The following is a 13,346-nucleotide window of genomic DNA, read 5'->3' on the forward strand; positions in this document are numbered from 1 at the left end:
AGAGTCATAGCCATTACCGAGAAAAGCAACACAAATAACAGCTATGGCTGATCTTTAGCTTTAGCTTCAGTGATTAGTGGCTCAATGACGTCGATTTCATCGGCGTCCATCATCGTTGCAATGCGTTCGACACTTGATAATATTTGACTTTGTTCCCAACCTTGCAATGACTGAAAACGTTCAATGAAATGACGCTGTAGAGGCTGCGGATCGTTATCGAGAATTAACTGCCCTTTCTGAGTTAAATACAATTCAACCTTGCGTTTGTCATGCTCACTGCGTTGGCGCTTAACCAACTCACGGGCTTCGAGTCGGTCAATAATATTGGTGATCGTCGCTGGGCTTAAAGTGATCTCTTTGGCAACCTGCTTGGCCATTGGACCATCGAGCTGGGCAATTTTTTTCATCACTAATAATTGCGGCCCAGTCAAACCTGACTCTTTATTTAGTTGTCTTGAATGTACATCGATAGCGCGGATCACTCGACGCATCGAAATAAGCAGTTGTTCGTACTTTTCCATAATAACAATTTACTCTCAATTACCTAACGCAATATAAGCGTAGCGGCTGACTTTAATCCAAGTGCTATAACTTCAGCAATATAACCCTAGCACTAAAAAGGGCCTACAACTCTGTTAGGCCCTATCGTTATGACTGTTCAATAAACGTTGAGAATTAAACGGCTAGCGCTTGCGCCATTGATAAATCGGCCATTTTTTCTAACCATTGCAGATCAACACTCTGATGTGACTCACAAATGAACCAAGGTTCGCGTGAATCTGGTTCTAGCATCACGCCATTTTTAATCAAGTTTAAAGCAAACTCGGTATAAAGGTCACTATTGGTTTTTTTCCAATCACGGTAATTCAGCGGTACTTCACTGCCAAAGTGGATCCCAAACATTGAATCAGGACCGGCAAAGCGGTGCTCGATACCGTGCTTGGTAAAGACACGTGATAGCAACTGTTGAATATTAGCGCCAACGGTATTAATCGTCGCTAAAGCATCGGTTTCACTTAAGATTGTTAACGTCGCTTTAGCTGCACTTAACGCAATCATGTTCGCGGTATAAGTACCGCCATGCGTAACGCCACCTTCTTCAAAGCTAATCATGTCCATGACTTCAGCGCGACCACCAAATGCCGCGACAGGGTAGCCATTACCAATGGCTTTGGCATAAGTAGTCAAGTCTGCATAGATACCATAAAGCTCTTGCACGCCACCTTTAGCCACACGGAAACCTGTTTTCACTTCGTCCATAATCAGTAACGAGCCGTGGCTGTCACAAATATCACGCAATTGCTGCATGTATTGTTGGGTTGACGAAATACTGCCGCAGTTGCCCATAATTGGCTCAATCACAATCGCCGCAATATCTGCGCCATGTTCAGCAAATACTGCTTCAAGTGCTGCAGCATCATTAAGCGGTACACTAACCTGATGCTCGCGGGTGCTTTCTGGAATGCCAGCGCCAAATGGGATAATGCTAGGAGCGGCTTGCTGTGCGCTGTCCCAATTATCGACATCTGATTTCCACATCATTTCGTCATATAGACCGTGGAATCCACCTTCAACAACAACAACTTTGTTACGCTTGGTAAAACCACGTGCAGTACGTACTGCGCCAATTACCGCTTCGGTGCCTGAGTTAGCAAAACGCATTTTTTCAATCTGCGGACAAAGCTTTTTAACCAGGCTAACCACTTCTGAGTCTAAACCCGTAGAGAAACCAGAAATGGTGCCAACATTAGTAATTGCATCAATAACAGCTTGATCAACTCGGCTATCACGATAACCTAAAATGATTGGCCCATACGCTAAACGAAAATCAACGAAAGTCTGATCGTCACAATCGGTGATGGTGCACCCTTTCATGTTTTTAACAAACACGGTGTTTTCTTCACCCCAATAACGGTAACTATCGGCTACGCCCATCGGCATATGTGTATGGGCTTGCTTTAGCATTGCAGCGCTTGCGATTTTGCTGGTCTGTGTCATGACTTGATTCTCTATCTATTGTACGGTCGCCAACCTAATAACTAGCGCTGGCCATTAATTGGGCAGGATGATACAGGGCAAAATATCCAAGCGAAAGGGTAATATTAAGGTTTTTTTAACTTTGCGAGCAATAACCCTACTTTTTACCAGTAATTTGGCATTTGAAGCGGCAATAATTTAGATTCAAGCGATAGAGTATTGATAAAAGGAAATCCCATTATCAGTGGTCTCATTTAATTCAAACCCAACTTTTTGTAATAATCTCGCTGAGGCAATGTTTTCAACATCAACCCCAGCTGCTAGTTGGTCAATTAACCGATCCGCTCTACAACACTCAATTAAACCAAACAATAGCTCACTGCCATAGCCTTGATGCCATAATTGTTCCGCTAACAAATAACCTAAATGAGCAAGGCTATCGTCAGACGGATAAAGAAAAACAAAACCAACTGCGGACTCATGCCCAAGCAAAGTCACTGTAAAGAGATGACTGTCAGCCAGCATATTATCAAGCCACAGCTCGGCTTGTGACTCAGTTTCAATATCATGAAAATTATCAGGCAGTGATTGGACAACTAGAGGCGAAAACACTCTAACAATGGCAGTTAACAGCGCTGACTTTGATGATGGTGTCGCCAAGGAGCTTTCGACATTGGCCACGTTAAGCCGAGCAGTGGTAAATGTTAGCGATGCTAATCTGGATTTTTTATTCATCTGTCATCTCAAGCAGTCATAACCGCCAATAACTCTGGTCTGAGGAATATCAATTAATATGTTTATAGTTCAATAGCATCTGTGCTGGCTAGTTGCCTGCTGCGCAGCGCTTATTACTAACTCTGCTTGCTAAAAAAATAGAACTATTAGAAATGATTTTAACTTAAACGTGTTACTTGATAAAATCAGCGCTATTGCACAGGCGTCACAACCAATAGATCTCCAATAACGTTACCACAACACTTGGTCAGGTCGATATTTTAAAGCTCGGAGTTTTGATTGAAAATAAGCAAAAGAATCCAACAAATTGCAGCGATGGTCGGTCAAGATCATTCTTGGCATCACATCTGGGACTGCTGTTGTGATCATGGCCACTTAGGCATGAATTTGCTAAGCCAAAATTCAAATTCAACCATTCACTTTGTCGATATTGTGCCAAGCATTACTGAACTTTTAACTGAGCAACTTAAGCGTTTTTTTAAGGCCGACGCTCAGACTAATGCATGGCAAGTTCATTGCCTTGATGTTGCAAACCTACCGATAAATAACTTCAGCTCAGACCAACGTCATTTAGTGATTATAGCAGGGGTTGGGGGTGAACAAAGCATCGCCATGGTACAACAAATACTCGCCCGCTTTAACGACCACCAGCTCGATTTTTTACTTTGCCCGTTGCGCCATCAGTTTAAATTACGCAGCGCGCTGCAAGCGATGAATTTAGGCCTAGTCGATGAATGTTTGATTAAAGAAAATAAACGCTTTTATGAAATTATTCATGTTTCGAACACTAGCAATCAGCCCATTGTTGCCCAAGGCTCGATCTTGTGGCAACAAGCTGGCGCGCTTGAACAAGCATATTTAGCTCAGACTTTAGGCCATTACCAGCGGATGGATCAAAATACCGGACAAGACGTGGGCCCAATTATCGCAGCGTATCGGCAGTTAAATTTATCGGCCTAAACATGGAGCTAAGGATTGGAGCTAAAGGTTGGAACTAATATTGGACCTAAGGTCCGGCACAGACTGTATCTATCTGTGAGCGCCGTACTAGATTAAATTAACAGCCAGACCTTTAGTTTGGTCATATTATTCATATTATTAAGTGTCGGGGATATCGATGGCTCATACCGAAAAACACTCTATTACCTCAAGTTCGCCATTTTTACGTAAACTTTCGGTGTTAATGCCCGGTTTTTTGTTGTGCTTAGTGATCGGTATGGCGGCTAAATTTGTCTCCGAACATCACGGTGGCCCAACCATTCTTTACGCATTATTAATGGGCATGGCGCTTAATTACTTATCCAGTGAAGGTCGCTGCGTTGAAGGTATCCAGTTTGCAGCCAAGTCTATTCTGCGCTTTGGCATTGCTTTGCTCGGCGCTAGAATAACTATTGAGCAATTAATGAGTCTGGGCATGACCCCTGTTGTGTTAGTGCTTATTGGCGTACCAGCGACTATTGGTTTTAGTTACCTGTTTGGCCGATGGTTAAAATTAGGCAAATCACAGAGTATTTTAGCGGGTGCATCGGTCGGTATTTGTGGTGCTTCAGCGGCACTCGCCGTTTCAGCCGTACTGCCACAAGATAAAGACGCTGAAAAGAATCTAATTTTTACGGTTATTTGCGTCACAGGTTTAAGCACGGTGGCAATGATCCTCTACCCTGTTATTGTATCTTCGCTCGGGCTAACGGCTGCCGAAAGCGGAATTTTTCTTGGTGCCACTATTCACGACGTCGCGCAGGTCGTTGGCGCCGGTTACATGATTTCTGACAGTGTTGGCGACGTCGCAACCTTTACCAAGCTATTACGGGTCGCGATGCTAGTGCCTGTTGTTTTGGTCATTTCTATTATTGTTGCTCGACAAAACAATCAAAATTCCAGTGCGAGCTCGAAAGTTTCTTTACCTGGTTTCTTAATTGCTTTTATCGTTATCGTGATGATTAACAGCACAGGTTATGTACCCGTAGAAATTACCAGCTCCTTGGTTGATCTTTCTCGCTGGTGTTTAATCGTGGCCATGGTTGGTTTAGGCATGAAAGCATCGTTTAAAGAACTGGCAGCAATGGGCTGGCGACCAATTGTGTTAATGATCACTGAAACCATATTTTTGGCCGTGTTAATCGCACTAGGGCTATTTATTAGTCGTTAACCTAACGCTGCGACTCAAGGTTGCGGCCTAACTAACAAGCCGCAGCGTCAAAAGGCTAGGTATTAATCACCGTTAAAAGATTAAGCTACTGCCAATAACGATTAATAAAGCAAAGGCCACTCGGCGCATCTGAATAAGGTCAAGCGGTGGCGCAAAGCGTTTTCCAACCCAACTGGCCAACATCACTACAGGCATGCAAGCCAAACCAAAGATCAACACCTGCCAACTTAAACTGCCCTCGATGCCGACTAGTACCAAACGACTGCTTGAGCTCACCAAAAAGATACTTAACAAACACAAGCGGATAGTTTTCAAATCAAACGGCTGGCGATAAAAAACAAATATTAATGGCGGACCACCAATACTAAAAAGGCCAGCCAACAGGCCAGAACAGCCACCAGCAAGCATAAAGCGGCTTGGCTTTGATATTTGTGTTAACGGTTGCGGCTGCAACAACATTAATATGCCCGCAATGATAATAGTTAGCCCCAGCAACAGCTGTAATGCTTGAGCGAATTCACTGCTGAGATAATCAAGTAAAAACAAACCTAATAATAACCCGGGTAAAATACCAAAACAGGTTCGGCGTACCGCCTGAAAATCAACACCACGAAAATCGCCTTTTATTACAAACAAGCTATTCATGAAGGCTACCATGCTAATAATGACCGAAGAGTCAGCGATACTCATTAAATCTAAAGTCGTGACAGCGCCCATCACAACCATGCCAAGCCCAAAGCCAGAGACAGTTTGCACATAGGTAGCGACAAATATTATCGCCAGCACTAAACCGATAGTTTCAAATGCCATAAAGGATCTCTTCAGCTAAATTTCGTCAATTAGTAGCAGATAAGTTTACCAAAGTGACAAGTATAATAAATGCTTACCGTTTGTTTTTTATTTTAAATCAATGGAGTGATTCTGGTTTAAGCGATAACCGGCTTGGGTAATAACCCACTTAGGCTACCGCTAGTTGCGGCTCAATGAAATGGTCCGATTAAGGTCGATACTACCGTGGTAATCACCAATATAGTGAGGCCCAAATATATCTCAACTTTAAGCGAGCTGGCTAAGACCTTGCTCGATTGCTGTTTAAGTAATGCTGGCACTAGCGTCCACTTATGATGAGCGCCAAGCAACAAGATAAAGTTCACCGTCAATAACTTAATCGCAATGCCCAGGCCATAGATCGTTAAAAACAGCGCCTCAAATGATCCGACTAACTCAACCCCAAGCACAGTGCCACAAATGATCAAAACCAAGACATTAATCACGGCATAGTTACCAAATTTTTTCATCAGGCCATGCAGCGCTTGGTTTGGCACGTCAAAACAAGCTCGCCATAACGGCCACAACGCCCCCAGCCACCAAGCCGCTATGCTCAAGTGAATCGCCAAAATTACTTGAGTAGCTAAGCTAAGCTGCGAAGTATGGCCAACTAAAGTAAAAGCCTTGCTTAGTACAACCAAGCCCACGACTGTCAACACTATGCTCAAGTAGCGCAGCCAAATAGCCGATGCACCAGCGAGCAAGCAACTAACAAGCATCACAACAAGAGCCAGCAAGATTAAAATCAATGCGTCACCTATTGGCGATTGCCATAACAGCTCAATAAAAACCTCATCAAACATGCCTGCAAGCCCTGCCTCGGCAAAGCTGCCTACCTGAATAAAAAAATTAACGCCAGCAGCGACAATCGCACCACTAATCAAGCACAGGCAATACTTTTTAATATTGAGTACCAGTGTCCGATGCTCCACGGTCATCAGCATGATAAAAATCCCACCAACCGCGGCAGACATGCCCAAATAAATGACAAACTTACTTAATACCGTCGCTAATTCCCAGCCATATTCAGCCATTATTATATCCTTAACCCATCACTGTGGCTGGCTTTCATCGGTCGTCATGTTAGTGGTCAGTATCGGGTCCATTTCATGTACCATAAACGTATAATATCCAGTCTCTTTATGGGTGTCGCTGCCCATGATCATCCAGTTAACACGATAGTTGCCAGTCGCTAATGTTGGCAGAGCATAGCTAAATTCTTTCATTGCTGACGCTGTAGGTTTAAAATTAAATTTAATATCTTGCGTATCGCTATCGTGCAAAGACAACTTAACCAACCGAACTTCACTACGAAATTCAAGCGCTAACCGTTGCGGCGCCGTTTGCAATATTGAATTATCCGCAGGCACAGAGCCAGTTAACTTAGTATGAGAAAATACTGCAGAACTAAACACAACGGCACTAATGGCACCCCAAATTACTAATTTATTCACCTTCAATATCCTCCTAAATAGCTGAACTGGCATATTACCAGCGGCACAATAACCCCGGAGCTAATTACCCGTATTATTTAAATGATGGGATTAGCTCGCTAAAAATACACTACTTACAATACAACAGCTAGATCCTAACTTTATTCAGAGTATTAACTTGGGCATTAAAAGCCTAAGCAGGAGATCACTTAGGCTTATAATAGTACAGAGTAAGCAACCCTTAATGAGCAGGCCCTGTTAAAGTCGATACTATTGTGGTGACTGCCAATATCGCAATGCCGAGATATATTTCGACGATTATTGAACGTGCTAAAACCCCGCTCGATTGCCTTTTAAGTAACGCCGGCACTAACTTCCATTTATGATAAGCCGCGACCAGCAAAATAACACTGACCATAAATAACTTAACTACTATGGCCTGACCGTAGTCAGTAAAAAAGAGTGCTTCAAATGAGCCGACCAATTCAAACCCGAGCAAAGTGCCACAAACAATCAAAATGCCAACACTTAACCCGGCATAACGACCAAATGTCTCCATTAAACGGTACAATACTTCGCTAGGTACGTCATGACAGGCACGCCATAATGGCCATAAAGCCCCCATCCACCATGCTGCAACGGCAAGGTGAACGCCTAACAGAATTTGCGTGAACAAACTCAATTGCGCGGTATGCCCGACTAAAGTAAATGCATTCATCAGCAACAGTAACGCACTACCCAACAACACAATAATCAAGGATCGCGCCTGGGCAATAGGGAAAGTTATTAATAGGCTACTAAGCAGCATTAATATCAAAGCTAATAGCGTGAATAACATTGAGCTGCCAGCATTTGACTGCCACAAAAACTCAATAAACATCACATCAAACATCCCTGTTAACCCGGTCTCAGCAAAGGCGCCAACCTGAATAAAAAAGTTAGCGCCAGAGGCGACAAGCGCCACACTAATTAAGCACAGGCAATACCGTCTAATATTGAAGACTAAAGTGCGATGCTGAGCAGTGTTCAAGGAGATAAAAATTCCGCCAACCGCTGCAGCAATGCCCAAATATATAAACAATTTACTCAATGCCGTGGCTAATCCCCAACCATATTCTGCCATTGTTTTACCCTTACTGCAGGTGCAGTGAGTGATCAGTATTTGTCGTGTTATCGGTGTTATGCATCTCGCCCATGTCATGCACCATAAACGTATAATATCCGGTCATTTTGTGGGCGTCGCTGCCCATAATCATCCAGTCAACGCGATAGTTTCCCGTCGCTAGTTTCGGTAACTGATAATTAAAATTTTTCATGCCTTTGGCTGAGGGCTTAAAGTCGAATTTAATTTGTTCGGCCTTGCTATTGCGTAAATACAATTTAACCAAGCGAACTTCACTGCTAAATTCCAGCGCTAGCTGTTTTGGCGTCATCATCAGCATTGCATTGCTTGCGGGCGTTGAATCTTTTAAGCCAGTATGAGCAGATACTGCCGAGCTAAACATAAAGATACCTACAGCACACCAAGTCACTAATTTTTTCATCTTTCAAATTCTCCTAACCAGCAGAGCTGGTATATAAAACAACAAAATATAACCATGGCGGCACAGCGCAACATTCTTGAACGCGACAATGCACGACCATGATTTCAACATTAGCTTTCAAACCGCCCTTAATTGTCTAAACTCAGGGTTTTAATCGATTTTGAACGCCATAAAAAATACACCACGGGTAAAACTAATAAGGTCAAGATCACCGCACTTATCATGCCGCCAACCATAGGTGTCGCAATGCGGCTCATGACTTCAGAACCCGTGCCAGTGCCATACATTATTGGCAATAAACCAACCACAATCGCCGCAGCTGTCATCATGACCGGGCGAACTCGCAAACCAGCGCCGTTAAGTACTGCTTGCAACAACGTCGCTTGATCGGGCAGTTTATTTTGATGTTTCAGGCTCTCGATCATCTCTTGGTATGATTGATTGAGATAAACCAACATAATCACCCCAATTTCAACCGCGACTCCAGCAAGCGCAATAAAACCAACACTAACCGCGACCGAAAAGTTATAACCTTGGCTATACATCAGCCAAATACTGCCGACCATTGCAAAGGGTAAAGTACCCATAATGATCGCCACTTCGGTAATATTGCGAAAATTGAGAAACAACAAAAATACAATGATCGCCAACGTCAATGGAATAACATAAGCCAGCTTCTCTTTCGCCCGCAGCATGTATTCATACTGACCAGACCAAGTAATCGAATAACCTGCCGGCAGTACTAGTTGGTCTTGTACGGCGTCCTGGGCATTTTCGACATAACTGCCGATATCAATATTTTCAATATCAATAAATACCCAACCATTAAGTCGCGCGTTTTCACTTTTAATGCCCGGCGGGCCGTCTTCAACAATAATGTTAGCGACATCGCCCAACGCAATACGCTGGCCCTGTTGCGTTACTATGGGTAATAAGGCCAGCTGTTCTGGCGAATTACGGTAGTCTTGCGGGTAACGAATATTAACCGGATAGCGCTCAAGCCCTTCAATAGTGTTAGTGACATTCATGCCACCAATTGCGGTTGAGACAACCAGTTGAATGTCAGCAATGTTTAAACCAAAACGGGCCGCTTTTTCACGCGCAATATCGACTTTAATATAACGTCCACCAGCAACTCGCTCGGCATAAACAGAAGCGGTGCCGGTCACTTGGCCCAAAATAGTTTCAAGCTGCAGTCCAATAGCTTGAATTTGTTTAAGGTTGGGTCCCGCTATTTTGATCCCGACTGGGGTTTTTATGCCTGTCGCCAACATATCGATCCGTGTTTTGATCGGCATAACCCACGCATTGGTCACGCCCGGTAAATTAATGAGTTGGTCGAGTTCTTTTTTAAGGCTCTCTTTGGTTACTCCTTCGCGCCACTGGTCTTGTGGTTTAAATTGAATGAAGGTTTCAATCATGGTTAATGGCGCCGGATCGGTGGCACTTTCGGCGCGACCCATTTTACCAAATACCGTTTTAACCTCGGGCACAGTACGGATAAGCTTGTCCGTTTGCTGTAACAGTTCACGTGCTTTACCAATAGAAATACCCGGATAAGTCGTTGGCATATACATTAAGTCGCCCTCATCAAGCGGCGGAATAAACTCACTGCCAATCTTGTCAAGCGGCCAGAGTCCAATCGCTAACACCACTAACGCAGCGCCGAGAGTTGTTTTGGGATAATGTAAAACCGTTTTTAACAGTGGCATATAACCCGCGGTTAAAAGCCGATTAACCGGGTTTTTATGTTCGGCCAACACCTTGCCACGAATAAAATAACCCATTAACACGGGCACTAAGGTTATCGCCAAAACAGCAGCAGCTGCCATTGCATAAGTTTTGGTGTAGGCGAGTGGCGCAAACATGCGCCCTTCTTGCGCTTCAAGGGTAAATACCGGCACAAAACTAACCGTGATGATAAGCAGGCTAAAGAACAATGCAGGACCAACTTCGCTGGCTGACTTAATCACGATTTTCCAACGATTTTCATCAGTTAGCGGCGTTCGTTCCATGTGTTTATGCATGTTTTCGATCATCACAATCGCGCCATCAATCATTGCACCAATCGCAATAGCAATACCGCCCAATGACATAATATTGGCATTAAGCCCTTGAAAGTGCATGATGGTAAAGGCGGTTAATATACCAACTGGCAAGCTGACTATCGCCACCAAGGACGAACGAAAGTGGAATAAAAACACCACACAGACCAGTGCCACAACAATAAATTCTTCGAGCAGTTTCATCCACAAATTATCAATCGCGCTCTCAATTAAGGCGCTGCGATCATAAACCGTCACCACCTCAACGCCTTCGGGCAGGCCTTGCTTTAATTGCTCTAGTTTCGCTTTTACACCATCAATCGTCTTTTGTGCATTTTCACCAAATCGCATCACCACAATGCCACCGACAACTTCACCTTCACCGTTGAGCTCAGCTAGGCCGCGACGCATTTGCGGACCAATGCCAATATCTGCAACGTCTTTTAATAACAGCGGCGTGCCACTTTTATTAACGCCGAGCGGTATGTTGCCAATGTCATCTTCGCCCCGTAAATAACCTGTGGTACGGATCATGTATTCAGCTTCGGCCATTTCAACAACTGAGGCACCAATTTCTTGATTACCGCGTTTAATCGCGGTTTGGATATGAGCTAATGGAATGCCAAAAGCACGTAATTTATCTGGATCGACCCGCACCTGATATTGCTTAACCATGCCTCCTAAAGTAGATACTTCTGAAACGCCGGGCACCGTTTGCAGCTCAAATTTTAAAAACCAATCTTGCAAACTGCGCAGCTGGCTTAAATCATGTTTGCCGGTTCGGTCAACCAAGGCATAAAGATAAACCCAGCCGACCCCTGTTGCATCGGGGCCCAGTTGTGGCCTGGCAGTGGCAGGTAAAGTCGAGGCGACCTGGCTTAAGTATTCCAGCACTCGACTGCGCGCCCAATATAAATCGGTATTTTCATTAAAAATAACATAGACATAAGAGTCGCCAAAAAACGAATATCCCCGCACCACTTCCGCACCTGGCACAGACAACATCGCGGTCGTTAGCGGATAAGTCACCTGATCTTGCACCACCTGCGGCGCTTGTCCCGGATAACTGGTTTTTATAATTACTTGGACATCAGACAGATCGGGCAAGGCGTCAACGGGAGTGTTTTTTAATGAATACAAGCCAATGCCAACCATCAACATGGCGGCTAAAATAATGAAAAGACGATTGCCGACTGACCATTTTATGATAGAACCAATCACTAAAGAGCTCCTTGCTTTATTGGCGTCGAGATCTGATCATCACTCAAGTCAATACCGGGCATCTCAGCCATATTGCTCATTTGGCTATGATCCATGCCACTCATATCTTTCATCGTGCCCATTTGGCTATGATCCATGCCGAGCATATCTTTCATCTTGCCCATTTGGCTATGATCCATGCCGGGCATATCAACCGCCTGATTATTATGATTCATTCGGACAAAATCCGAGCTAATGCTTGATTCAGAATCAAGTAAGAATTGTGCCGAGACAACAATGTCGTCACCGGCGACAAGGCCGTCGATTATTTCAATGCTGTGGCGATTAGTACGGCCAATATCGACGTTAATCGATTTAAACTTACCCTCTCCCAAAGCTAATACCACCCGGTTTGACTCGCCAGTGCGAATAACCGCCTCTTTGGGCACCAACAATGCTTGGTCTGAGTCACTGGCGATCATGATCTGAGCAAACATATTTGGCTTTAATGCATAATCAGAATTAGCAAAACGTAATCGAACCTGAACCGTACGCGTATCGGCATCCAGCGTCGGATAAATATAATCGACCTTGCCCTGCCAACGTTGACCCGGTAAATAATCTAAACTCATTACCACTGCGTTGCCCACAGCGACAAATGATGCCTGGCGCTCAAAGACCTCAGCATTGACCCACACCTCATCGAGTGCACCAATCGACATAATTTTAGTGCCCGGTTTAACAAAAAAACCTTCACGAACCGATAGGTTGTCAACCACGCCTGATTGCGGGGCAAAGATGGTAATATTTTGTCTCACTTTACGGGTTTTAATCAGTTGGTTAATGGTTGATTTCGGCACCAATAACGCGGCTAATCTTGCTTTAGCCGCACGAATTAACCGCTTGTTGTTACGCTCTAACGCTATCACTAGTTCTTCTTGGGCATTAACCAGTGCTGGCGAATAAATGTCGTATAACGGCTGCCCTTTAACGACCTGTGCCCCTTTGTTTTTGATATAAAGTTTGTCTAACCAACCCTCCACTCGCGGGTGAATATGAATTAAACGGTCTTCGTCATAACCAATGTAACCGACAGTATTAATTTGCTCGTTAAACAGGCGGTACTCAACCGCGGCTGTGCGCACCCCGAGACTATTCACGACATCAGGTGAAATATTTATGGTGCCTGGGCTGTCTTTAGCGCCCGCAGGTTGGTCATAAACCGCGATTAAATCCATGCCCATCGGTGACTGGCCTGGTTTATCACGACGGTAATTTGGATCCATCGGCGCAACCCAATATAAGGGTAACGTTGCTGTACTAACGGCACTACTGGCGGTACTTGCAACGCCAAATTGTGAGAAGCCTACAGCACCCATTGCGGCGCCAACGATCAATAAGGTGATAGTTGATAATGCTTTATTCATAATTTATT

At 44.2% G+C, this 13,346-nt stretch carries 12 protein-coding genes; 2 read left to right on the forward strand and 10 right to left on the reverse strand.

The window, feature by feature from the left end:
• Positions 1 to 41: 41 nt before the first annotated feature.
• The 3 genes from HRU23_09065 to HRU23_09075 all read right to left on the reverse strand — a co-directional run bounded on the left by HRU23_09065 (position 42) and on the right by HRU23_09075 (position 2,712).
• Positions 42 to 521, reverse strand: a complete 480-nt coding sequence (locus HRU23_09065; GenBank protein NRA54278.1) for a MarR family transcriptional regulator — start codon at positions 519 to 521, stop codon at positions 42 to 44.
• Positions 522 to 675: 154 nt separating this feature from the next.
• Positions 676 to 1,998, reverse strand: a complete 1,323-nt coding sequence (locus tag HRU23_09070) for an aminotransferase class III-fold pyridoxal phosphate-dependent enzyme (GenBank protein ID NRA54279.1) — start codon at positions 1,996 to 1,998, stop codon at positions 676 to 678.
• A gap of 183 nt (positions 1,999 to 2,181) precedes the next feature.
• Positions 2,182 to 2,712: a GNAT family N-acetyltransferase gene (locus HRU23_09075; protein NRA54280.1), complete on the reverse strand. Its 531-nt coding sequence runs from the start codon at positions 2,710 to 2,712 to the stop codon at positions 2,182 to 2,184.
• 315 nt (positions 2,713 to 3,027) lie between these two features.
• On the opposite strand from HRU23_09075, the gene HRU23_09080 reads away from it, so the two are divergent.
• A complete protein-coding gene (locus tag HRU23_09080) occupies positions 3,028 to 3,672 on the forward strand; it encodes a tRNA (adenine(22)-N(1))-methyltransferase TrmK (GenBank protein ID NRA54281.1) in 645 nt (214 codons plus the stop codon).
• Positions 3,673 to 3,829: 157 nt separating this feature from the next.
• A complete protein-coding gene (locus HRU23_09085; GenBank protein NRA54282.1) occupies positions 3,830 to 4,861 on the forward strand; it encodes a putative sulfate exporter family transporter in 1,032 nt (343 codons plus the stop codon).
• Positions 4,862 to 4,933: 72 nt separating this feature from the next.
• Here HRU23_09085 and HRU23_09090 read toward each other — a convergent pair whose 3' ends face one another.
• The 7 genes from HRU23_09090 to HRU23_09120 all read right to left on the reverse strand — a co-directional run bounded on the left by HRU23_09090 (position 4,934) and on the right by HRU23_09120 (position 13,338).
• A complete protein-coding gene (locus HRU23_09090) occupies positions 4,934 to 5,671 on the reverse strand; it encodes a sulfite exporter TauE/SafE family protein (protein NRA54283.1) in 738 nt (245 codons plus the stop codon).
• Positions 5,672 to 5,841: 170 nt separating this feature from the next.
• The gene (locus HRU23_09095) at positions 5,842 to 6,723 is read right to left on the reverse strand and encodes a CopD family protein (GenBank protein ID NRA54284.1); all 882 of its coding nucleotides are present in this window, start codon (positions 6,721 to 6,723) and stop codon (positions 5,842 to 5,844) included.
• 18 nt (positions 6,724 to 6,741) lie between these two features.
• On the reverse strand, positions 6,742 to 7,176 hold the full coding sequence (locus tag HRU23_09100; protein NRA54285.1) for a copper resistance protein CopC: 435 nt from the start codon (positions 7,174 to 7,176) through the stop codon (positions 6,742 to 6,744).
• Between the two features lie 187 nt (positions 7,177 to 7,363).
• Positions 7,364 to 8,245: a CopD family protein gene (locus tag HRU23_09105; GenBank protein ID NRA54286.1), complete on the reverse strand. Its 882-nt coding sequence runs from the start codon at positions 8,243 to 8,245 to the stop codon at positions 7,364 to 7,366.
• A 10-nt stretch (positions 8,246 to 8,255) separates the two neighbouring features.
• Positions 8,256 to 8,666, reverse strand: a complete 411-nt coding sequence (locus HRU23_09110) for a copper resistance protein CopC (GenBank protein ID NRA54287.1) — start codon at positions 8,664 to 8,666, stop codon at positions 8,256 to 8,258.
• A 128-nt stretch (positions 8,667 to 8,794) separates the two neighbouring features.
• Positions 8,795 to 11,932: an efflux RND transporter permease subunit gene (locus tag HRU23_09115; GenBank protein NRA54288.1), complete on the reverse strand. Its 3,138-nt coding sequence runs from the start codon at positions 11,930 to 11,932 to the stop codon at positions 8,795 to 8,797.
• Complete coding sequence (locus tag HRU23_09120) at positions 11,932 to 13,338, reverse strand: efflux RND transporter periplasmic adaptor subunit (GenBank protein ID NRA54289.1); 1,407 nt, start codon at positions 13,336 to 13,338, stop codon at positions 11,932 to 11,934. The genes HRU23_09115 and HRU23_09120 overlap by 1 nt, the downstream gene beginning before the upstream one ends.
• Between the last annotated feature and the right edge of the window lie 8 nt (positions 13,339 to 13,346).

Source organism: Gammaproteobacteria bacterium (assembly GCA_013214945.1).
GTDB lineage: Bacteria > Pseudomonadota > Gammaproteobacteria > Enterobacterales > Psychrobiaceae > Psychrobium.

Excerpts from the sequence above, each read along its gene's own strand:
- HRU23_09065 (NRA54278.1), bottom strand. The coding sequence starts at position 521 with ATGGAAAAGTACGAACAACTGCTTATTTCGATGCGTCGAGTGATCCGC.
- HRU23_09070 (NRA54279.1), bottom strand. The coding sequence starts at position 1,998 with ATGACACAGACCAGCAAAATCGCAAGCGCTGCAATGCTAAAGCAAGCC.
- HRU23_09075 (NRA54280.1), bottom strand. The coding sequence starts at position 2,712 with ATGAATAAAAAATCCAGATTAGCATCGCTAACATTTACCACTGCTCGG.
- HRU23_09080 (NRA54281.1), top strand. The coding sequence starts at position 3,028 with ATGGTCGGTCAAGATCATTCTTGGCATCACATCTGGGACTGCTGTTGT.
- HRU23_09085 (NRA54282.1), top strand. The coding sequence starts at position 3,830 with ATGGCTCATACCGAAAAACACTCTATTACCTCAAGTTCGCCATTTTTA.
- HRU23_09090 (NRA54283.1), bottom strand. The coding sequence starts at position 5,671 with ATGGCATTTGAAACTATCGGTTTAGTGCTGGCGATAATATTTGTCGCT.
- HRU23_09095 (NRA54284.1), bottom strand. The coding sequence starts at position 6,723 with ATGGCTGAATATGGCTGGGAATTAGCGACGGTATTAAGTAAGTTTGTC.
- HRU23_09100 (NRA54285.1), bottom strand. The coding sequence starts at position 7,176 with ATGCCAGTTCAGCTATTTAGGAGGATATTGAAGGTGAATAAATTAGTA.
- HRU23_09105 (NRA54286.1), bottom strand. The coding sequence starts at position 8,245 with ATGGCAGAATATGGTTGGGGATTAGCCACGGCATTGAGTAAATTGTTT.
- HRU23_09110 (NRA54287.1), bottom strand. The coding sequence starts at position 8,666 with ATGAAAAAATTAGTGACTTGGTGTGCTGTAGGTATCTTTATGTTTAGC.
- HRU23_09120 (NRA54289.1), bottom strand. The coding sequence starts at position 13,338 with ATGAATAAAGCATTATCAACTATCACCTTATTGATCGTTGGCGCCGCA.